The organism is Streptomyces sp. NPDC005302 (assembly GCF_040607345.1).
GTDB lineage: Bacteria > Actinomycetota > Actinomycetes > Streptomycetales > Streptomycetaceae > Streptomyces.
The window spans coordinates 81879-102691 of sequence record NZ_JBEXGN010000004.1; the positions used below are offsets into that span (position 1 = coordinate 81879).

Genomic DNA, 20813 nt, shown 5'->3' on the forward strand with positions numbered 1-20813 from the left:
GGCGGGTCAGTCCCGTCCGTGCCGCAGCGCCGGGTGGGCGCCGGCGGCGACGAGGTCGGAGACGGCGGTCTTCGGGTCACGGCCGGTGACGAGGGACTCGCCGACCAGGACCGCGTCGGCGCCCGCGTTGGCGTACGCGATGAGGTCGTGCGGGCCGCGGACACCGGACTCGGCGATCTTGACGAGCTCGTCCGGGATCTCGGGGGCGACGCGCTCGAAGGTGGTGCGGTCGACCTTTAGCGTCTTGAGGTTGCGCGCGTTGACACCGATGATCTTCGCTCCGGCGTCCACCGCGCGCTCGACCTCGTCCTCGTCGTGCACCTCGACCAGCGGGGTGAGCCCGATGGACTCGGCCCGCTCGATGAGGGACTCCAGGGCGGGCTGGTCGAGGGCCGCGACGATGAGCAGCGCCAGGTCGGCGCCGTACGCGCGGGCCTCCCAGAGCTGGTACGACGTGACGATGAAGTCCTTGCGCAGGACCGGGATGTCCACGCTGGCGCGGACGGCCTCCAGGTCGGCGAGCGAACCGCCGAAGCGGCGCTGTTCGGTGAGGACGGAGATGACGGCCGCGCCGCCCGCCTCGTAGTCGGCCGCCAGGGCCGCCGGGTCGGCGATCGCGGCGAGCGCGCCCTTGGAGGGGCTGGACCGCTTGACCTCGCAGATGACCTTGACGCTGTCACCTCGCAGGGCGGCCACGCCGTCCTTCGCCGCAGGAGCCTTCGCCGCGCGCTCCTTGAGCTCGTCGAGGCTGACGCGCGCCTGCCGCTCCGCGAGGTCGGCACGGACTCCGTCGATGATCTCGTCGAGCACACTCACGCGAGCGGCCCCCTTCCCTGCGGTGGACGGTTGAAGCGGTGGGGCGGTCGACCCGGGTTCACCGTCGCTGACGGAAAAGTGGGTCACTGCGATGGTATCCGGAGGAAGGCGTAGCCCTCGCATCCGGTTGACACCGGTCCCACTACCTGGACATTTGTCATTTGATCAAGGATGCAACCAGCCGCCGAAGGGCAGGTTCCGGACAACCGTGAAGACCAGCACCAACGCGCCCACGCTCCACAGGTGGACCGGTCCGAGGTCGAGCCGGGCCGGCCGTCCGCGCACGACACGGATCACCCAGAAGGCCCACACGACGGCGAAGACGAGGTAGCCGGCGACGGCGAGCGCGTTGTCCGTGAGCGCGGCGGCGATGTCTCCGTGGACGAAGGCGTGCGCGCTGCGCAGACCGCCGCAGCCGGGGCAGTACACGCCGGTGAGGCGCAGCAGCGGGCAGACCGGGTAGTGCCCGGGCCGGTTGGGGTCGACGGCACCGACGTAGGCGAAGGCACCGACGACGGCCGCGAGCATCCCGGCCGGCACGGCGAGCCGCCGCAGGACCGCGCCGGCGCCCGCCCCCATGGTGGCGGCGGGGGCGGGAACGCGGCCGGGGTGCGTCTGCGGCGCGGGACCGGCGTGCGGCTCCGTGCCGGACGTGCTCCAGGGACCGGGGCCCCCGGTCTGCGTCACCCTCTGGGATTCGGCGTTCACGCGACGCATTCTGCCCCGCGCGCGAGGCGGACGCTCGCCCGGTACGCGAAAGGCGGCCCCGGCGGAGGTGCCGGGACCGCCTTTCGGCGAAGACCTTCGGGGATCAGGCGTCGGCGCTCGCGGTCTCCCGGGCGCGCGCGACCTGCGGGGAGGAGGCCTTCGGCTGGCCCAGGCCCATGCTCCGCATGACCATGCCGACGACGCCACCGAGGGCGACGACGACCAGGCCGGCCCAGAAGCCCAGCGGTTCGGCCATCACCATGAAGGCGCCCGCGATGCAGAAACCGATGAAGGCGATGATGACACCGGTCCAGGCGGCCGGGGTGTGACCGTGGCTGCTGCCCGCCATGACTTGCTCCTCGTTGCTGTGTGCGTGTGTGAGTCGGACGCTCACCGTCCATTGTCCCGTACGGACGGGTCTGCCGTGATCGGGGGGTCGCCCCTCGCGCGTCGGTCCGGCCGGGTCGGGACGTCCGGCCCGGGGCGTTGGACCCGGCGAGGTGGGGACGCGGGTCCTCGCGGGCCGGGGCTCAGGTCCCGGCGGGGTCCGGGCCGGTCGGGTCCTCGCCGCGGTCGAGGGCCTTCCAGAGGTCCTCGGGGCGGTCCGGGTCCACCGGCTTCGCCTTGCGGGGCCGGGGGGTGCCGTCGCGCTCGTAGCGGCCGGACATGGCGGGCCACAGCCGTCCGTAGCGGACGGCGAGAAGGCCGGCCAGCAGGATCAGCGCGCCGCCCGCCGCGGCCGCGTAGGGCCAGGCGGTGTGGCTGAGACCGGCCGCGGTGGCGGCGGTGTTGCCGGAGGCGGCGGCGGCCTGCTCGTCGAGGGCGGAGGTGTCGCCGGCGCCGAGGACGGCCGCCACGACCGTGCCAGCGCCGGAGAGCGCGAGCAGCACGGAGACCAGGAGGCGCCCGGAGCGGCGGACGGCGAAGACGGCGACGAGTGCGGCGAGGCCGACTATCGCGAGCGCCGCGGGCACGCCCGTGACGTCGCTGCCCCTGGCGGTCAGCGGAAAGGCGCCGCCGGCCACGGTCGCGGTCCCCTCCGCCCAGCTCTGCCGGGTGGACAGCAGGGCCACGGCCGCGCCGAGCGCACCGCTCAGCAGGGCCACGCCAAGGCTGCGGCGGCCGGACCGGGAGGGTCCCGCGGCTTCGGATCGGGGGTGAGGTACAGCAGTCACGTGCTCCACTATCGCCTGAACCCCGGTCGAACCGTCACCCGGGGCTCACGTGACCCTCGTCCTATTGCCCGTACCGGCGCGTCCCGGCAGCCGCCCGGACGTCCCTCAACTGCCCGCGGTCCACCTCTTCGGGTCCGCATTCCGGGCCCCGGGCGCGACGCGGCCCGGAGCGGCCGGGGTCAGCCACCGAGGCGGTTCGCCGTGTGGACCGCCCGGAGCACCGCCGCCGCCTTGTTGCGGCACTCCTCGTCCTCGGCCTCCGGGACCGAGTCGGCGACGATGCCGGCGCCGGCCTGGACGTACGCCGTGCCGTCGCGCAGCAGGGCCGTGCGGATGGCGATGGCCGTGTCGGAGTCGCCCGCGAAGTCCAGGTAGCCGACGCAGCCGCCGTACAACCCGCGCCGGGAGGGCTCCAGTTCGTCGATGATCTGCATCGCGCGCGGCTTGGGCGCGCCGGACAGGGTGCCCGCGGGGAAACAGGCGGTGAGCACGTCGAACGCGGTGCGGCCAGCGGCGACACGGCCGGTCACCGTGGAGACGATGTGCATCACGTGCGAGTACCGCTCGATGGACATGAAGTCGACGACCTCGACGGAGCCCGGCTCGCAGACCCGTCCCAGGTCGTTGCGTCCGAGGTCGACGAGCATGAGGTGCTCGGCGCGCTCCTTGGGGTCGGCGATCAGCTCGTCGGCGAGGGCCTGGTCCTCCTGGACGGTGGCGCCGCGCGGCCGGGTGCCCGCGATGGGGTGCACCATCGCCTGCCCGTCCTCGACCTTGACGAGAGCCTCCGGGGAGGAGCCGACGACGTCGAAACCGTCGAAGCGGAACAGGTACATGTACGGGGAGGGGTTGGTCGCCCGCAGGACGCGGTAGACGTCCAACGCGCTGGCCGTGCACGGCGTTTCGAAGCGCTGGGAGGGGACGACCTGGAAGGCCTCGCCGGCCCGGATGCGCTCCTTGACGTCCTCGACGGCCGCCCGGAAGTCGGGGCCGCCCCAGAGCGCGGTGTACTCCGGCAGTTCGGAGGGCGGGAGCGCGGCGGGCGGCTGGGAGACCGCGCGCGAGAGGTCGGCCTCCATGGCGTCGAGGCGGGCGACGGCGTCCGCGTAGGCCTCGTCGACGCCCGTGTCGAGGTCGTTGTGGTTGATGGCGTTGGCGATGAGCTGGACCGAGCCGTCCCAGTGGTCGAGGACGGCCAGGTCGCTGGTGAGCAGCATGGTCAGCTCGGGCAGCTTCAGGTCGTCGCGCTCGCCGGGCCCGATCTTCTCCAGGCGGCGCACGATGTCGTAGCCCAGATAGCCGACCATGCCGCCGGTGAACGGGGGCAGGCCCTCGCCGTGCGGGGTGTGCAGGGCCTCGATGGTGGCGCGCAGCGCGGCGAGCGGGTCACCGTCGACGGGGACGCCGACCGGCGGGGTGCCGAGCCAGTGCGCCTGTCCGTCCCGCTCCGTGAGGGTGGCGGCGGAGCGGACGCCCACGAAGGAGTAGCGGGACCAGGACAGGGAGGTTCGGCCGTTCTCCGCGGATTCGAGCAGGAACGTGCCGGGGCGCTCGGCGGCCAGCTTGCGGTAGAGCGCGACCGGCGTGTCGCCGTCCGCGAGCAGCTTGCGGCTGACGGGGATGACACGGCGGTCGGTGGCCAGCTTGCGGAACGTCTCGAGGTCCATGGCGGCTGACCTTACTGATCCCCGGCGGGTACACCGGAATCGGTGGTCCCGGGTCCGGTCCCGGCGTCCTTCAGCAGCACGTCGGCGTCGAAGCAGGTGCGGTCGCCGGTGTGGCAGGCGGCGCCCGCCTGGTCGACGCGCACGAGCACGGTGTCTGCGTCGCAGTCCAGGGACACGGACTTCACGTGCTGGACGTGGCCGGAGGTGTCGCCCTTGACCCAGTACTCCTGGCGGCTGCGCGACCAGTAGGTGCAGCGGCCCGTGGTGAGGGTGCGATGCAGGGCCTCGTCGTCCATCCAGCCGAGCATCAGCACCTCACCGGTGTCGTACTGCTGGGCGATGGCGGGGAAGAGTCCGTCGGTGCCGCGCTTGAGGCGGGCGGCGATCTCGGGGTCGAGGCTGCTGGGCGGAGGCGTGCTGGTCATGGGTGCCATTGTGCCGCGCCCCGCGGACGTACCCGCCCGTTGTCCACAGGCCGGACCCGGTGGCCGTCCACAGGCCGGACCCGGTGGCCGTCCCCGGGGCGGGCCCGGCCGGATCCGCCCCGTTCCCCACTGGGCGGACCGGCCGCCCGGTCGTAGGCTGGCTGGCATGTCGACCCATGCGAAGCGTGAACGACTCCTCCTCGCCGACCTGTTGGAAGCCGTGGGCCCGGAGGCCCCGACCCTCTGCGAGGGCTGGAACTCCCGGGACCTCGCGGCCCACGTGGTGGTCCGCGAGCGCCGCCCCGACGCGGCCGGCGGCCTGATCGTCAAGCAGCTCGCCCCCCGCCTCGAGCGGGTGATGGCGGAGTTCGCCACGAAGCCGTACGAGGAACTGGTCCAGCTGGTCCGCACGGGACCGCCCCGGTTCTCGCCGTTCTCCCTGAAGCAGATCGACGAGGCGTCGAACGTGGTGGAGTTCTACGTCCACACCGAGGACGTGCGGCGCGCGCAGCCCGGCTGGACCCAGCGCCCGCTGGACGCGGTGTTCCAGGAGGCCCTCTGGTCGCGCCTGGAGCGCACGGCCCGGCTGATGGGCCGCGGCACCCCGACGGGCGTGGTCCTGCGCCGTCCGAACGGCCAGACGACGGTGCTGAACAAGAACACGCCGGTCGTGACGGTGACCGGCGAGCCCTCCGAGCTGCTGATGTTCGCCTTCGGCCGCCAGGCCGTCGCGGACGTCGAGCTGGACGGCGACAAGGAGGCGATCACCAGGCTGCAGGAAGGGAAGCCGCTGGGGATCTGAGGACACCGGGGCTCCCGGGGCTTTCGGCCGGCTTCGTCCGAGGACCGCCGGCTGTCGGGCTCCGGGCCCGTTCGGTCGCGCCCGTCGTGACCGGTCGCGACCGGTCAGCGGGGCAGCTCGGCCCGCCGCAGGTCCCGTACGCCGAGGGCGACGACCCCGCCGAGTCCGCACACGACCGCGCTGGCGACGAAGACGGGCCCGGTGCCCCACCAGCCGATGGCGGCGGCGGTCAACGGCATGCTGAGCGGGGCGAGGCCCAGGCTGACGATGCCGGCGACGGCGGTGACCCGGCCCAGGTAGGCGGGTTCGGACTGGGTCTGCAGGAGTGCTCCGCACAGGGCTCCGCTGAGTCCGGCGAGCAGTCCGATGGCGAGGGCGACACCGACGGCCGCGCCGACGCCCGGCACGTAGGCGAGCGCGCCGATGGCGACCGAGCCGCACAGGAGGGCCGCGGCGCCCGCGCTCCCGGCGCGCGGCAGCGTGCCGCGCCAGGCCAGCAGCAGCGCGGCGGCTCCCGCACCTGCGCCGAACGCGGCGACGACGAGGCCCATGCCGGACGCGCCCCACCCCCGCTGGTCGGCGAGCAGGGCCAGCCCCACGTTCAGGGGGCCCACGAAGCCGAGGTCGCCGAGGGCGATGGCGACGATGAGCGGGGCGAGGACGCGGTGGCCACGGATGTAGCGCAGTCCGTCGCGCAGATCGCGCCAGGCGGTGGCGGGTGCGGGGGCGGGCCGCTCCGGCGCGACGGCCGGACCGTCCCGGCCGTCGGGCACGCGCGCGGGCGTGCCGGATTCGTCCACGCGCGCGGGGACGTCTTCCGGGTCTCCGGGCGTGTCGTCGGCATCGGCGACCACGTCCGCGGTGCTCGCCCCGTCGCCGACGGCCGACACGGGCTCCCGCATCCGTACGGAGATCAGCAGCGGCACCGACACCGCGATGAGCAGGCCGGCGAGCGCGAACGCCGTCGCCGAGCCGCCGAGTGCCACGCCGAGTCCGCCGAGGGGCGCGCCCGCCACGTTGGCGAAGCGGACGGCGAGGCCGCGCATGCCCTGGACCCGGGCGAGCTGGTCCCGGCCGGTCACCCGGGCGGGCAGGGCACCCACGGCGGGCATGAAGACGGCGTCGACGATGCCGAAGACCACGGCGAGCAGCGCCAGCAGCCAGAGCCCGGGACCGGCCACGAAGAGCAGCGCGGCGACGGTCAGGACGGCCGCGCACCGCACCGCGTCGCTGCCGATGACCACCCTGCGCGGCCCGAACCGGTCGGCGACCACTCCCCCGCCCAGCATCAGCAGGGCCCGCGGCACGGCGCTGACGGCCATCACGAGCCCCGCCTGCGAGGGCGTGCCGGACTGGACGGCCGCCCAGGACAGGGCGATGTAGAAGACGTTGTCGCCGATCATCGAGGCCGTGTAGGCGCCGAGCCAGCGCAGCACGTTGCCGTCGCGGTGGGCGGGTCTGCCGGGGGCCTGGGCGGCGGGCGGTATGACGGTGGTGGTCACGGACCGGGTCCTCTCGGAGTCAGGCGCGGAACGGGAAGCCGTACGTGTGCAGCGCGACGTTCTCGCGCCCTTCGGTGTCGCCGGCCGCCTCGTCCGCGCGGCCCTTCTCGTCGTACTTCCTGATGACGGTGAGCAACTCCTTGTTGAGTTCCGTCAGTTCGGCCGGGGTCAGGCGCAGGTTCGACTCGGAGTCGGACGCCGCGCCGCCCCACTCGGCGCCCCAGGCATGCCGCTCGTCCAGAAAGCGCCGGTAGAGGTCGGCCCGCTGGTCGACGAGGAGCCGGGCGAAGGCGGTGTGGGCGGCGGCCTTCTCCGGGGCGCTCCGGAAGTCCTCGTCGTGGACGCTCACGCCTTCCGAGGCCGGCTGCCACCAGCGCTCGCGGCCGTCTCCGCTGCGCGGCTCGGCCTCCTCGATCAGCCCGTGCTCGGCGAGCTTGCGCAGGTGATAGCTGACCAGCGACGGCGCCTCGTCGACCTGCTCGCCGAGCTGGGACGCGGTGGCCGCGCCCGCGATGTGCAGGGCGCGGTAGAGCCGCATGCGGAGCGGGTGGGCGATCGCCTTGAGCGTTCCCAGGTCGCTGATCCGCCGGTCTTCCTTGCTTGTCATGTTCTCCACCGTAGATACGAAAGAGAAGTTGCGCAATTAAAATTGCGCAACTTCTCTTTCGCGTTTCTTCCGGTCCACCGCGTCTCTCACGCCTCGACCGGCGAACCGCTCCCTCCCACGGCGAAGCCCCGGCCGCCGAAGCGGCCGGGGCTTGCCCCACCACGAGGGGACACGCGGCACTCAGGGGTCGAGCAGCGTGTGCGCGGCCAGCGCCAGGGACAGTTCCACCACGTCCGCGGGGCGGGTCAGTGAGCGGCCGGTGAGCTGCTCGCAGCGGCGCAGCCGGTTCAGGACGGTGTTGCGGTGGCAGTAGAGCCGCCCGGCGGCCCGCTGGGCGGAACCGTCGCAGGCGAGCCAGGCCGTGAGGGTGTCCAGCATGATGTCCCGGTCGGACAGGTCCAGCCGCAGCAGCGGCCCGAGGACCCGCTCGGAGAGCGCGGCGCCGAGGGCCGGAGCGGAGACCACGAGCGCGGCGGGCAGGTGTTCCTCCAGCACGACGGTGCCACCGGACCGGGGGCAGGCCCGCAGAGCGGTGTCCGCGAGACGGCGGGCGTCACCGATCGCCGCGAGGCCCTCCACCACCGGGCTGATCCCGATCCGGGCTACGGGCGGGGCGGTCAGCCGGCGGGCGATCTCCCCGGCGTCCACGTCGAGTCCGTACGCCCACGGGCGCCCGTCACCCCGTCCGTCGCCGCCGTCGCCGTAGCCGTCACCGTCGGAGGCGGCGGCGCCCGGGGTGCGCTCCTCCGCCCCGTAGGCCGCGTCCGTGCCGATGTCGAGGAGCCCGGTCTCGTGACCGTGACCGGGTCCGTCCCCGTCGTGGGGGTGGCCGCCGAGCAGGACGATGCCGTAGCTGCCCGAGCCGTCGCGGTCACGGTCGCGGTACCAGAGCACCCGCAGGCCGGAGAGGCGCACCTGGCTCCGCGCCTCGGCGAGCGCCCGGCCCGAGGGCAGCCGGGCCAGGACGACCGCGTATCTCCCCTGCTCGGGGAGGCCGAGGGCGGCCGCCGTGGCGGGCAGGTCGGCGATCCGCGCGGTGCCGTCGAGCAGCGCGGCCGCCATCAGCCGCAGCCGGTTCTCCCGGCGCCACATCAGCTCGCGCTCGGTCTGCCGGTAGGCGTCGGCCGCCACGGCGCAGTGGTCGTCGACGAAGTTCCAGACGTCGGCGGCGACATGCACGAGCAGGCGGGCGTCGGCGGGATGGCGGCGGGTCGTCTCGTCGACGAGTTCCTGCCAGATCATGCCGCCGCCGAGGCGGAAGGCGCGCAGCAGCGCGTCCAGCGGAAGTCCGCGTTCGGCCCGCGCCCTGCCGATGGCCCACGAGCAGCGCTGGGCGTCCTCGCGCAGCTCACCGGGCCGGATCAGGGAGCCGACGTTGAGCCGCAGCGAACGCTGCACCTCGTCGCGCACGCCGTCCACGTCGGCCTCCATGGCCGTGCGGTAGGCGGGTTCCCGCTCCCGCAGCAGCGTCATCAGGCGTTCCGTCAGCTCGGGCAGCCCCGCCATGAGCGCCCGGGCGGCGCGGTGCAGGACCGAGAGGGCCTCCGCGTCGACGGCGGAGCGTGCGGCCGGTACCAGGGGCCGCCGTCCGGGCAGGGGCCGGCCGTGGGCGGGTACGAGGTGCTGCATCGCTGTCCTCCACCGGAGTCGGCTCGGTCCGGCCGGTCCCGGCGGCCGACGCGCGGCACACGGGTGCTCCGGACCTCCTGATCCCGCAGGATGACATACCGCCCAGTCGGTACCTAGGGGTGTGCGGTGGTCTTCTCCGCGCGGTCCACCCAGCGGGAGAGCTCGACGCGGGAGCGGACCCCCAGGGCGGCGAAGACATTCCGCAGGTGATGGTCCACCGTGCGGGGGCTCACCGACAGGCGCAGCGCCACTTCACGGTTGGTGGCTCCCTCCGCCACACAGCGGGCGATCCGCAGCTGCTGGGGTGTCAGGAGGGCGAGCGGGCCCGCCGGTTCCGCGGGGGCTGCGTCACCGGTGGCCCGCAGTTCCGCTCTCGTCTGCGCGGCCCAGCCGTGCGCGCCGCCCCGCTCGAAGGACACCAGCGCGTCCCGAAGGCGCCCGCGGGCCTCCCCCGGTCTGCGCCGCCGTCGCAGCCAGGCACCGTAGAGGAGTTGGGTCCGGCCGCGTTCGAAGTCGCCCGCGACCTCCTCGTGATGGGCGAGCGCGGCGGTGAACAGCGGCTCGCATCCGTCACCGTCGCTCAACAGCGCCCGGCAGCGCGCCAGTTGCGCCGGGGCCTGCGGATCGGCACCTTGCGCGGTCCAGCGCGTGAACTCGGCCACCGCCGACCGGGCCGCCTCCTCCTGGCCGATGCGGGCCGCCGCCTCCACGAAGCAGGGGACCGCGAGCATCCGTAGGGCGAAGTGGCCGTGGCGCGGTCCGGCGCCCACCAGCGGGCCGAGCCGCGCGGCGGCCTCCGGCAGCCGGCCGCGGGCCAGATCGGCACGCGCCCGCGCCCATTGGGACAGGGTGGCGGCCTGCGCGAGACCGTGCGGCGCGGCCATGCGCTCGGCGGCGGACGCGTGCTCCGCGACGGCCTCCTGGGACCCCTCGACGGACGCCACCAGCGCGAGGATCGCGTGATGGTGCGCCGCGAGGTTGCTCTGCCCGGCGGCCAGGGCGGTGCGCAGCCCGTCCTCGGCGTGGGCGCGGGCCCGCGCGTGCCGGCCGGCGCGCAGTTCCCCGTACGCGAGGCGCTCCAGGGCCTGGCCGACCAGGATGTACGGTCCGCGGGCTCTGGCGACGGCGAGCGCGCGGGAGTTGGCCCGGCAGGCGGCGGCGAGGTCACCGGCGACGAGCGCCGCTCCCCCGGCGAGCAGCAGCGGCTCGGGGCCGTCGGGGATCCCGGCGGCTTCCGCCCCGGCGACGACCTCCCGCAACCGGCGCCGTCCGGTGTCCAGTTCGCCGTGCATGACCGCGGACATCCCCGCCCGGTACGCGGCTGCCCGGCCGTCGGTCTCCGGCCGCCCGGCGAGACGGTGCGGGTCCTCGCGATCCGCCTCCCCCGGAACAGGGTTCACGGCGTCGGATCCGTGCCGTCCGGGCCCCCGGTCCAGGGCCTCCAAGCAGGCCGCCGCGTCGCCCGTCACCCAGGCGGCCTCCATCGCGGCGAGCCGGGCGGCCAGAGCACGGGCGGGATCGGACTCCGCCAGCAACTCGGCCGCCAGCAGCAGGACTTCGCGGGCGTCGGCGACGGGACCGTCCTGGAGGTCGAGCCGCCCGTTCACCAGCTGGGCCGCTCCGCGGATCGCGTCGGGCGCCCCCTCGTAATCGGCCCGCGCGAGCAACTCCCGCGCCCGGCCCGGCAGTCCTGCGAGCCGGGCCCGCTCCGCCGCCTCGATGAGTCCGAGGGCACACCCGCTCTCGCCGTCGCTCCGGTCGGCGGACCGGGGTACGGAGCCGGCGGATTCCGCGCCCGCGGAGCCTCGGCCGTCGGCCGGTCCGGCTTCGAATCGCCCGGCGGGGCGAGCGGGTTCGGCGGCGGACTGCTGGGCGGGAAGCGGGAGTTCGGCGGCCGTCGGCGCGGCTCCGGGCCCGCCGTCGGCGCCCTGGCGTGCGCGGGACCGTGGAGTGTCCTGCGGGCCGGAGTCGTATACGGCCGTCGCCGCGAGCGGGGTGAGCGGCGGCACCCGGCGTTGCGCGCCGTCCGGACGGTCCCGGCGCTCCGGGCTCTCGGGGCCCTCGGGAGGACGCGCGAGCGGTCCGGTCCCGGCGTCGGCAACGCGGCGGGGCGGCTCCGGAGTGGTCGCGGCGGCCGGGGGTGCCGTGGCGCCCGGCAGCGCGGGGGGCTCCGCCGGGCGACCGGGAAGGGCCGGGCGGCCGGGGTCGCGGCTCCGGCCCGGTTCCTGCGCCGCCCCTCGCGGAGGCGGCGGTAAGGCGCTCCGGCCCGCTGCCCGGAGTGGACTTCGCGCAGTCGCGTTTCCCGTCACGACCGTCACGTTACTTCCGCGTAAACGAAGGCGGAAGACCCGCGTTCACTTGGCCGGCCCGGCGCGGAAACCCCCGTTGACCAGGACGGACAGGTCCTCGGCAGGGTGCCGGATGGGCCGGCTCCCAGGCCCGGGGCGCAAGGCTTGTGCAGCGGCACAAGTGCCGCCGCACAGAAGGTCCGTGGCGGCCTCGCCCTGTCCCGGGGGCGCGGACGCGGGTGACGGCCACCGGTTCCGGTGGCCGTCACCCGCGCACGGAGTCGTGCGGACCGGGGTCAGGAGGTGTGCGGGCAGTTGCCCCGGTACTCCGCGATCGTCAGGGACGCCTGCGGCAGCGGGCACAGGAACTGCTCGTAGCGGGTGTCGTCGTCGATGAACCGCTTCAGCCACGAAATGCTGTACTTCGCGATCGTGGTGTTCGAGCTGTTGGGCGTGAAGTGGGTGGCGCCCCGCAGCTCCAGGTAGGCCTTGTCGAGGGTGCTCGGCAGGCTCTGGTAGAAGGGCTCGGAGTGCGTGGCCACCGGCGCGATCGTGTCACCGTCGGCGCCCACGACCAGGGTCGGCGTCTTGATCTCCGGCCAGGTGGTGTCGAGGTTCCAGCCGGTGAGCGGGATGGCCGCCTGGAGCGAGGGCCGGCTCTTCGCGGCCTCCAGCGTGCCGCCACCGCCCATGGAGTGGCCCATCACGCCGAGCCGGGTGCTGTCGATCCGGGTCCGCACGGAACTGCGCTGGGTCAGGTAGTCGAGGGCGGCGAGCAACTGCCGTCCACGGCTGTCGGGTTGGTCGAGGGTGGTCGTGGTGTCGATGGTGAACACCACGAAGCCCTGGGAGGCGAGCCGCGGCCCGAGCCAGGAGATGGACGACTGGTACGCGGTGTACCCGGGTGAGATGGCGACGGCGCCGAAGGTCCCGTCGCTCGTCGAGGTCGGGTAGTAGATGGTGCCGCCGCCGAAGCCGGACACCGACAGCGAGGAGACGCTGGTCTGCGAGACGGCGTACGACCCGCGGGTCGCCTCGATACTGGCCGTCGTGGGGGCGGGGCCGCGCTCGTAGGGGTTCGCGGCGGCCTGCGCCGAGACGACCGGTTCTCCGGCGGCCTGCGCCCCGGTGGCCTGGGCGGCGACGAGTCCGCCCGCGGCCAGGAGTGCCGCGAGGCCGGCCCGCGCCAGACGGCTCGTGAGCCGGTGCGGTCGGCGTCCGGACGGGGCGGGGCCGCCGGGTGCGGCGGGGAGTGCGCGGTTCTGCTGCACGGTGGGTGCATCCTCTCGGTGAGGGACGACGGACCCGCACCGCGCCCACGACGCTGCCGGGGCATGGGTGTCGGATGGCGCACGCTGCGGAGCGGCGGGGTCCGTCTCGGTGGTTGCGGTGGCAACTGTCCGGCCCTCAACCGCCCGCGCACATCGGCAGAATCACCGGCCTCGGCTTGCACCGGGCCGCGCGCGTCCGACCGGGGAGAGGCGGCTCCCGGCCCGCCGCCCCCGGCCGGACCGGCGCAGGCCACGCCGGGCAGCGGCCGGACCGGGCCGTGCGCCGGTGCCGCCACCGTCCGTGCGCCGCGGCTCGCGGAAGAAGCACGAGAACGGCCCGCACCCGGCAGCAAGTGCTGCTCGGGTGCGGGCCGTCGACGTCGTGCCGGAGTCCGGCCGGGGGCCTAGCGGACGGGGTGTCCGGCCTCCCGCAGAGTCTCCTTGACCTCGCCGATCCGCAGATCCCCGAAGTGGAAGACGGACGCGGCCAGTACCGCGTCGGCGCCCGCTCCGACGGCGGGCGGGAAGTGGTCGAGCCGTCCGGCGCCGCCACTGGCGATCAGCGGAACGGTGACGTGCTTGCGTACGGCCTCGATCATCTCGATGTCGTAGCCGTCCTTCGTGCCGTCCGCGTCCATCGAGTTGAGCAGGATCTCGCCCGCGCCCAGCTCGGCGGCCCGGTGGGCCCACTCGACGGCGTCGATGCCGGTGCCCTGGCGGCCGCCGTGCGTGGTGACCTCGAAGGAACCGCTCTCGGTCCTGCGCGCGTCCACGGAGAGCACCAGCACCTGTCGGCCGAACCGCTCCGCGATCTCGCGGATCAGGTCGGGCCGCGCGATCGCGGCCGTGTTGACGCCCACCTTGTCGGCGCCGGCCCGCAGCAGCCTGTCGACGTCCTCGGCGGTGCGGACACCGCCGCCGACCGTCAGCGGGATGAAGACCTGCTCGGCGGTGCGGCGCACCACGTCGTACGTGGTCTCCCGGTTGCCCGAGGACGCGGTGATGTCCAGGAACGTCAGCTCGTCGGCGCCCTCGGCGTCGTACACCTTGGCCATCTCGACCGGGTCGCCCGCGTCGCGCAGGTTCTGGAAGTTGACGCCCTTGACGACCCGGCCGTTGTCCACGTCCAGGCAGGGGATGACCCGGACCGCGAGGCTCACGACGCCTCCTCGTCCACCGGACCGCCCTGCCGGAACGCCTCCACCTCGACCTCGACGACCAGCCGCGAGTCCACGAACCCGGACACGATGATCATCGACGCGGCGGGACGGATCGCGTCGAACAGCTCCTTGTGGGCGCGGCCGACGTCCTCCACGTCCCGGGCGTGCGTGATGTACATGCGCGTACGGACGACGTCCTCCCGGCCGAGGCCGAGCTGCTCCAGCGCCGCGAAGGCGACGTTGAAGGAGGTGATCGCCTGGTCGTACGGGCCGCCTTCGGTGATCTCACCGTCGAGCACCGAGGTGCAGCCGGAGACCAGCACCAGGCCGTTCGGCAGCTCCACCGCGCGGGAGTACCCGAAGGCGTCCTCCCAGGGCGCGCCGGTGTTCACCCGGCGTACGGCGCTCACGCGGACACCGCTTCCAGGGCCTCTTCGAGGGTGAACGCCTTGGCGTACAGCGCCTTGCCGACGATGGAGCCCTCGACGCCCAGCGGCACCAGTTCGGCGATGGCGCGCAGGTCGTCCAGCGAGGACACCCCGCCGGAGGCGACCACCGGGCGGTCGGTGGCGGCGCACACGGTCCGCAGCAGCTCCAGGTTGGGGCCCTGGAGCGTGCCGTCCTTGGCGATGTCCGTCACCACGTAGCGGGCGCAGCCCTCGGAGTTGAGGCGCTCCAGCGTCTCGTAGAGGTCGCCGCCGTCGCGGGTCCAGCCGCGGCCTCGCAGGGTCGTGCCGCGGACGTCGAGGCCGACCGCGATCTTGTCGCCGTGCTCCGCGATGACCTTGGCGACCCACTCGGGGGTCTCCAGGGCGGCGGTGCCGAGGTTCACGCGGGTGCATCCGGTGGCGAGGGCGGCCGCCAGGGAGGCGTCGTCGCGGATGCCGCCGGACAGCTCGACCTTGATGTCCATCGCGCGGGTGACCTCGGAGATGAGGTCGCGGTTGTCGCCGGTGCCGAACGCGGCGTCCAGGTCGACGAGGTGCAGCCACTCGGCGCCCGCGCTCTGCCAGGCGAGCGCCGCCTCCAGCGGGGAGCCGTACGAGGTCTCGGTCCCGGACTCGCCGTGCACGAGGCGGACGGCCTGGCCGTCGCGGACGTCGACGGCGGGGAGGAGTTCGAGCTTGCTCACAGTGTTCCGATCCAGTTGGTGAGGAGCTGGGCTCCGGCGTCGCCGGACTTCTCGGGGTGGAACTGGGTGGCCCACAGGGCGCCGTTCTCGACGGCCGCCACGAACGGCTTGCCGTGCGTGGACCAGCTCACCAGGGGCGGGCGCATCAGCGGGTTGCCGACCTCCAGGGACCAGTCGTGGACGGCGTAGGAGTGGACGAAGTAGAAGCGGGCGTCGGCGTCGAGCCCCGCGAAGAGCCGGGAGTCCGCCGGGGTGTCCACGGTGTTCCAGCCCATGTGGGGCACGACGTCGGCCTGCAGCGGTCCGACCGTGCCCGGCCACTCGTCGAGGCCCTCGGTCTCCACGCCGTGCTCGATGCCCCGCGTGAAGAGGATCTGCATGCCGACGCAGATGCCCATCACCGGGCGTCCGCCGGACAGCCGGCGGCCGATGATCCAGTCGCCGCGTGCCTCCTTGAGGCCCTGCATGCAGGCGGCGAAGGCACCGACGCCGGGCACCAGGAGTCCGTCCGCGTTCATCGCGGTGTCGAAGTCACGCGTTATCTCCACCTCGGCGCCGGCGCGGGCGAGGGCGCGCTCGGCGGAACGCACGTTGCCGAAGCCGTAGTCGAAGACGACGACCTTCTTGGCGGGTGCGCTCACGCCCACACCTCCAGTCGGATGATGCCCGCGACGAGGCACATCGCGGCACCGATGGAGAGCAGCACGATGAGGCTCTTGGGCATGTCCTGCTTGACGAAGGAGTAGATGCCGCCGGCGAGGAAGAGGCCGACGACGATCAGGATGCTGGAAAGACCGGTCACAGTGCGCCCTTAGTGGAGGGGAGGATGCCTTCGGCGCGCGGGTCGCGCTCGGAGGCGTAGCGCAGGGCCCGGGCCAGCGCCTTGAACTGGCACTCCACGATGTGGTGCGCGTTGCGCCCGTACGGCACGTGGACGTGCAGGGCGATCTGGGCCTGGGCCACGAAGGACTCCAGGATGTGCCGGGTCATCGTCGTGTCGTACTCGCCGATCATCGGCGCCATCTTCTCGGGCTCGGTGTGCACGAGGTAGGGGCGGCCGGACAGGTCGACGGTCACCTGGGCGAGCGACTCGTCCAGCGGGACGGTGCAGTTGCCGAAGCGGTAGATGCCCACCTTGTCGCCGAGCGCCTGCTTGAAGGCGGCGCCGAGCGCGAGGGCGGTGTCCTCGATGGTGTGGTGGGAGTCGATGTGCAGGTCGCCCTCGGTCTTCACCGTGAGGTCGAACAGGCCGTGCCGGCCGAGCTGGTCGAGCATGTGGTCGTAGAAGCCGACTCCGGTCGACACGTCGACCTTGCCCGATCCGTCGAGGTCGATCTCGACGAGGACGGACGTCTCCTTCGTCACCCGCTCCACGCGTCCTACGCGGTTCATGCGCTCTGCTCCTTCTTCAAGTCACGTACCGCGTCGAGGAACGCGTCGTTTTCCTCCGGGGTTCCGGCGGAGACCCGCAGCCACCCCGGTACGCCGTTGTCCCGGACCAGGACGCCCCGGTCGAGGATGTGCCGCCAGGCCTCGTGGGAGTCGGCGAACCGGCCGAACTGCACGAAGTTGGCGTCGGACTCGGTCACCTCGAAGCCGAGGGCGCGCAGTTCGGCGACCAGCCGGTCCCGCTCGGCCTTCAGCTGCTCCACGTATCCGAGCAGGACGTCGGTGTGCTCCAGGGCGGCCAGCGCGGTCGCCTGGGTGACCGCCGACAGGTGGTACGGGAGCCGGACGAGCTGGACGGCGTCCACCACGGCCGGGTGGGCCGCGAGGTAGCCGAGGCGCAGTCCCGCCGCGCCGAAGGCCTTCGACATCGTGCGGGAGACGACGAGATTCGGCCGTCCTTCGAGCAGCGGCAGCAGCGAGTCGCCGTGGCTGAACTCGACGTACGCCTCGTCGATGACGACCATCGACGGCTTGGCCCGCTGGGCGGCCTCGTAGAGCGCGAGGACCGTCTCGGGCGGGACCGCGTTGCCCGTGGGGTTGTTGGGGGTGGTGATGAAGACGACGTCGGGCCGGTTCTCGGCGACGGCCTGCTCGGCGGCGGCGGCGTCGATGGTGAAGTCCGCGTTGCGCGGCCCCGAGATCCAGGCCGTTCCCGTGCCGCGGGCGATGAGCGCGTGCATCGAGTACGAGGGCTCGAAGCCGATCGCGGTGCGGCCGGGCCCGCCGAAGGTCTGGAGGAGCTGCTGGATGACCTCGTTCGAGCCGTTGGCCGCCCACACGTTCTCGGTGGTGACCGGGTGCCTGCCGGTCTTCGTCAGATAGGCGGCCAGCTCGGTGCGCAGCTCCACCGCGTCCCGGTCGGGGTAGCGGTTGAGCCCGCGGGCCGCGTCACGGACGCGCTCGGCGATCCGCTCGACGAGCGGTTCGGGCAGCGGGTAGGGGTTCTCGTTGGTGTTCAGCCGTACGGGGACGTCCAGTTGGGGCGCCCCGTAGGGGGACTTGCCACGCAGCTCGTCCCGGACGGGGAGATCGTCGATGCCGCTCACTTGCCCTCGGGTACCTTCCATCCGAACCGCGCCTTGACCGCCGCTCCGTGAGCGGGCAGGTCCTCCGCCTCCGCGAGCGTCACCACGTGGTGGGCGACGTCGGCGAGGGCGTCCTTCGTGTAGTCGACGATGTGGATGCCGCGCAGGAAGGACTGGACGGACAGGCCCGAGGAGTGGCAGGCGCAGCCGCCGGTGGGCAGGACGTGGTTGGAGCCCGCCGCGTAGTCGCCCAGCGAGACGGGGGCCCAGGGGCCGACGAAGATCGCTCCGGCGTTCCTGACGCGGTCGGCCACGGCGGCCGCGTCCGCCGTCTGGATCTCCAGGTGTTCGGCGCCGTAGGCGTTGACGACGCGCAGGCCCTCGTCGACGCCGTCGACGAGGACGATCGCGGACTGCCGGCCGTTGAGGGCCGGGACGATGCGGTCGTCGATGTGCTTGGTGGCGGCGACCTGCGGCTCCAGCTCCTTCTCCACGGCGTCCGCGAGGGACACGGAGTCGGTGACCAGGACGGCGGCGGCGAGCGGGTCGTGCTCGGCCTGGCTGATCAGGTCGGAGGCGACGTGCACCGGGTCGGCGGTGTCGTCCGCGAGGACGGCGATCTCGGTCGGTCCCGCCTCGGCGTCGATGCCGATCCGGCCGGTGAAGTAGCGCTTGGCGGCGGCGACCCAGATGTTGCCGGGGCCGGTCACCATGTCGACGGACGGGCAGGACTCGGTGCCGTACGCGAACATCGCGACGGCCGTGGCGCCGCCCGCGGCGTACACCTCGTCGACGCCCAGGAGGGCGCAGGCCGCGAGGATCGTGGGGTGCGGCAGGCCGCCGAACGCGGACTGGGCCGGGGAGGCGAGCGCGATGGACCCGACGCCGGCTTCCTGCGCCGGGACCACGTTCATGATCACGGAGGACGGGTAGACGGAGCGGCCACCGGGCGCGTACAGCCCGACGCGGTCGACCGGCACCCATTTCTCGGTGACCGAGCCGCCGGGCACGACCTGGGTGGTGTGCGTCGTCCGGCGCTGCTCGCGGTGGACCAGGCGGGCGCGGCGGATGGACTCCTCCAGGGCCGCGCGCACGGCGGGGTCGAGCCGCTCCAGCGCGTCGGTGAGGGCCTCGGCCGGAACCCGTACGGACTCCAGCCGGACACCGTCGAACTTCTCGGCGAAGTCGATCAGCGCCGCGTCGCCCCGATGATGCACGGCCTCGCAGATCGGACGCACCTTCTCCAGGGCGGCCGAGACGTCGAAGTCGGCTCGGGGCAGCAGGTCGCGCAGGGCGGTGCCCTCGGGGAGGGCGTCGCCGCGCAGATCGATTCGAGAGATCACGGGGACAATTCTCTCAGACGGCACGGAGCCGCCGGACGCCTGTATCAATGGCTGATACAAGCCACCTTCGGTTCACCGGAAGATCCCCTTCACCTATAGCGTTCGGGCGGTCACTGAGCGGGCATTGCACGCATGTACGAAACCCGCGAGTAGCCGGGGAGGAAGGGACGTGCCGTGACCGAGGGTGCCGGCCTCCGCACCGGGGATCTGCCGGACGAACTGACCGCCGCCGAGGCCGGGATGTGGCAGGCCTTCCGCAACGGCAGCGTGTACGACCTGCGCGGTGGGGACAGCACCGCCGACGATCCGCACGGCGGGCATCCCTGGGGGCCCGAGCGCAGCGTCCGGGCCCGGATCGTCGCCTGGCTGCTGCTCGACGGGCCGCCGCCCCTGCAGGGCAGGGTCGCCTCCCTGAAGCTGACCGGCGTGCTGATCACCGGAGTGCTCGACCTCGCGGGCGGCACGGTGGTGCCGTACGTGGAGCTGAAGGGGTGCCGCTTCGAGAAGGAGGTCCTGCTGCCGGAGTCCCGCTTCACGACCGTGCGGCTGGTGGACTGCGCGGTGCCGCGCCTGGAGGCGGCCCGGCTGCACACCGAGGGCGATCTACACCTGCCGCGCTGCCGCTTCCACAACGGCGTCCGGCTGACCGACGCGCACATCGGCACGGACCTGCTGCTGAACCAGGCCGTGGTCTACCGGGACCGGCGCGGGCGTTCGATCACGGGCGACGGCATGACCGTCGGCCAGGACCTCCAGGCGGAGATGCTGGAGTCGCACGGCGAGCTGAGCCTGCGCGGTGCCACGGTCGGCGTCTCGTTGAGCCTGCGCGGGAGCCGGCTCAGCAACCCGTACTCCCGGCTCGCCCTCAACGCCCCCCAGCTGACCGTCAACCGCACGGTGTACCTGACCCCCGCCGGCCTCGGCAATCCGGTGCTGACCAGCGGCACCACCCCGGCGCGCGGCACGCTGGTGCAGCGGTTCGAGTGCCAGGGCGGCGTCCGCCTGGACGACGGGCGGTTCGGTGACGCGCTGGACCTGGAAGGGGCCCGCTTCGTCCTCGGCGAGGACCAGGAGCTGTCGTTGCGCCGGGTGCAGGCACCGGAGCTGCGTTTCCTCGGCGAGGCGCCGCAGCGCGGCAAGGTGGTGCTGTCCGGGGCGCGGATCGGAAATCTGGTCGACCGGGCGTCCAGCTGGCCCGGCCCCGGCGCGCTGCACATGGGCGGCTTCGCCTACGAGAGCCTGGTGCCGCAGGGCGCCTTCCCGCTGACCCGCCGCCTGGAGTGGGTCGCGGCGGCGAGCGCGGAGTACAACCCGGAGCCGTACGAGCGACTGGCCGCCGTGCTGCGCAACTCCGGTGAGGACGAGGACGCCCGCGAGGTGCTGCTCGCCAAGCAGCGCCGCCGCCGCGAGACCCTCCCCCTCGCCGCCAAGCTCTGGGGTTACGCGCAGGACTGGACGGTCGCCTACGGGTACCGGCCGGGCCGGGCCGCCCTGTGGATGGCGGTGCTGTGGGCGGCGGCGTCGGTCGCCTTCGCGCACGCCGACCATCCGCCGGTCGACGCCGGCTCCCATCCCCAGTGGAACGCCTCGCTCTTCGCCCTGGACCTGCTGCTGCCGGTGATCGACCTGGGCCAGGTCGGGGCCTGGCAGCTGCGCGGCGGCTGGCAGTGGCTGTCCGCGGTGGTGATCCTCCTCGGCTGGATCCTGGCGACGACGGTGGCGGCCGGGGCGACCCGGCTGCTGCGCCGCGGCTGAGCCGGCGGCGCGTGACCCCGGGCGCGTCCCGCGCGTCCCTCGACGAGGCGCCCGGGCCG

At 73.7% G+C, this 20813-nt stretch carries 21 protein-coding genes; 2 read left to right on the forward strand and 19 right to left on the reverse strand.

Annotated elements, in window-relative coordinates:
* Positions 1-6 precede the first annotated feature (6 nt).
* The 6 genes from trpC to hisI form a co-directional block, all read right to left on the reverse strand.
* Positions 7-816: an indole-3-glycerol phosphate synthase TrpC gene (gene trpC / locus ABZT74_RS07085; RefSeq protein ID WP_355870036.1), complete on the reverse strand. Its 810-nt coding sequence runs from the start codon at positions 814-816 to the stop codon at positions 7-9.
* Between the two features lie 165 nt (positions 817-981).
* Positions 982-1395 (reverse strand): DUF2752 domain-containing protein, encoded by a 414-nt coding sequence (locus ABZT74_RS07090; RefSeq protein WP_356433819.1) that lies wholly within the window; start codon positions 1393-1395, stop codon positions 982-984.
* Positions 1396-1627: 232 nt separating this feature from the next.
* Positions 1628-1873 (reverse strand): HGxxPAAW family protein, encoded by a 246-nt coding sequence (locus tag ABZT74_RS07095; protein ID WP_355870040.1) that lies wholly within the window; start codon positions 1871-1873, stop codon positions 1628-1630.
* 181 nt (positions 1874-2054) lie between these two features.
* Positions 2055-2708, reverse strand: a complete 654-nt coding sequence (locus ABZT74_RS07100) for a TIGR02234 family membrane protein (RefSeq protein WP_355870042.1) — start codon at positions 2706-2708, stop codon at positions 2055-2057.
* Between the two features lie 170 nt (positions 2709-2878).
* Complete coding sequence (locus ABZT74_RS07105) at positions 2879-4366, reverse strand: anthranilate synthase component I (RefSeq protein WP_355870044.1); 1488 nt, start codon at positions 4364-4366, stop codon at positions 2879-2881.
* Between the two features lie 11 nt (positions 4367-4377).
* Complete coding sequence (gene hisI, locus ABZT74_RS07110) at positions 4378-4791, reverse strand: phosphoribosyl-AMP cyclohydrolase (RefSeq protein WP_356433687.1); 414 nt, start codon at positions 4789-4791, stop codon at positions 4378-4380.
* A 166-nt stretch (positions 4792-4957) separates the two neighbouring features.
* Between hisI and ABZT74_RS07115 the strand changes: the two genes are divergently transcribed.
* Positions 4958-5593 carry a TIGR03085 family metal-binding protein gene (locus ABZT74_RS07115; RefSeq protein WP_355870049.1) on the forward strand — a complete coding sequence of 212 codons (636 nt, stop codon included), beginning with the start codon at positions 4958-4960 and terminating at the stop codon, positions 5591-5593.
* A 104-nt stretch (positions 5594-5697) separates the two neighbouring features.
* Here the strand turns inward: ABZT74_RS07115 and ABZT74_RS07120 are convergent, their stop codons facing one another.
* The 13 genes from ABZT74_RS07120 to hisD form a co-directional block, all read right to left on the reverse strand.
* Positions 5698-6996, reverse strand: coding sequence for an MFS transporter (locus ABZT74_RS07120; RefSeq protein WP_356433820.1), 1299 nt, complete (start codon positions 6994-6996; stop codon positions 5698-5700).
* Between the two features lie 118 nt (positions 6997-7114).
* Positions 7115-7702: a helix-turn-helix domain-containing protein gene (locus ABZT74_RS07125; RefSeq protein WP_355870055.1), complete on the reverse strand. Its 588-nt coding sequence runs from the start codon at positions 7700-7702 to the stop codon at positions 7115-7117.
* 180 nt (positions 7703-7882) lie between these two features.
* On the reverse strand, positions 7883-9208 hold the full coding sequence (locus ABZT74_RS07130) for a helix-turn-helix domain-containing protein (protein ID WP_356433821.1): 1326 nt from the start codon (positions 9206-9208) through the stop codon (positions 7883-7885).
* A gap of 236 nt (positions 9209-9444) precedes the next feature.
* Positions 9445-11340 carry a LuxR C-terminal-related transcriptional regulator gene (locus ABZT74_RS07135; protein ID WP_356433688.1) on the reverse strand — a complete coding sequence of 632 codons (1896 nt, stop codon included), beginning with the start codon at positions 11338-11340 and terminating at the stop codon, positions 9445-9447.
* Between the two features lie 575 nt (positions 11341-11915).
* Positions 11916-12809: a dienelactone hydrolase family protein gene (locus ABZT74_RS07140; protein WP_356433822.1), complete on the reverse strand. Its 894-nt coding sequence runs from the start codon at positions 12807-12809 to the stop codon at positions 11916-11918.
* 485 nt (positions 12810-13294) lie between these two features.
* Entirely contained in the window at positions 13295-14050 is a 756-nt protein-coding gene (gene hisF / locus ABZT74_RS07145) for an imidazole glycerol phosphate synthase subunit HisF (protein ID WP_355870061.1), read from the reverse strand.
* Entirely contained in the window at positions 14047-14460 is a 414-nt protein-coding gene (locus ABZT74_RS07150) for a RidA family protein (protein WP_355870064.1), read from the reverse strand. Before ABZT74_RS07150 ends, hisF begins: the two co-directional genes overlap by 4 nt.
* Positions 14457-15182: a bifunctional 1-(5-phosphoribosyl)-5-((5-phosphoribosylamino)methylideneamino)imidazole-4-carboxamide isomerase/phosphoribosylanthranilate isomerase PriA gene (gene priA, locus ABZT74_RS07155; RefSeq protein WP_356165546.1), complete on the reverse strand. Its 726-nt coding sequence runs from the start codon at positions 15180-15182 to the stop codon at positions 14457-14459. Before priA ends, ABZT74_RS07150 begins: the two co-directional genes overlap by 4 nt.
* Positions 15179-15823: an imidazole glycerol phosphate synthase subunit HisH gene (hisH, locus tag ABZT74_RS07160; RefSeq protein ID WP_355870069.1), complete on the reverse strand. Its 645-nt coding sequence runs from the start codon at positions 15821-15823 to the stop codon at positions 15179-15181. Before hisH ends, priA begins: the two co-directional genes overlap by 4 nt.
* Entirely contained in the window at positions 15820-15984 is a 165-nt protein-coding gene (locus tag ABZT74_RS07165) for a hypothetical protein (protein ID WP_355870071.1), read from the reverse strand. The genes hisH and ABZT74_RS07165 overlap by 4 nt, the downstream gene beginning before the upstream one ends.
* Entirely contained in the window at positions 15981-16574 is a 594-nt protein-coding gene (gene hisB, locus ABZT74_RS07170) for an imidazoleglycerol-phosphate dehydratase HisB (RefSeq protein WP_081216706.1), read from the reverse strand. The genes ABZT74_RS07165 and hisB overlap by 4 nt, the downstream gene beginning before the upstream one ends.
* Positions 16571-17677, reverse strand: a complete 1107-nt coding sequence (locus tag ABZT74_RS07175; protein WP_356433689.1) for a histidinol-phosphate transaminase — start codon at positions 17675-17677, stop codon at positions 16571-16573. Before ABZT74_RS07175 ends, hisB begins: the two co-directional genes overlap by 4 nt.
* Positions 17674-18999 carry a histidinol dehydrogenase gene (gene hisD, locus ABZT74_RS07180; protein ID WP_356165552.1) on the reverse strand — a complete coding sequence of 442 codons (1326 nt, stop codon included), beginning with the start codon at positions 18997-18999 and terminating at the stop codon, positions 17674-17676. The genes ABZT74_RS07175 and hisD overlap by 4 nt, the downstream gene beginning before the upstream one ends.
* 174 nt (positions 19000-19173) lie before the next feature.
* On the opposite strand from hisD, the gene ABZT74_RS07185 reads away from it, so the two are divergent.
* Entirely contained in the window at positions 19174-20754 is a 1581-nt protein-coding gene (locus ABZT74_RS07185; protein ID WP_355870081.1) for an oxidoreductase, read from the forward strand.
* Positions 20755-20813 lie beyond the last annotated feature (59 nt).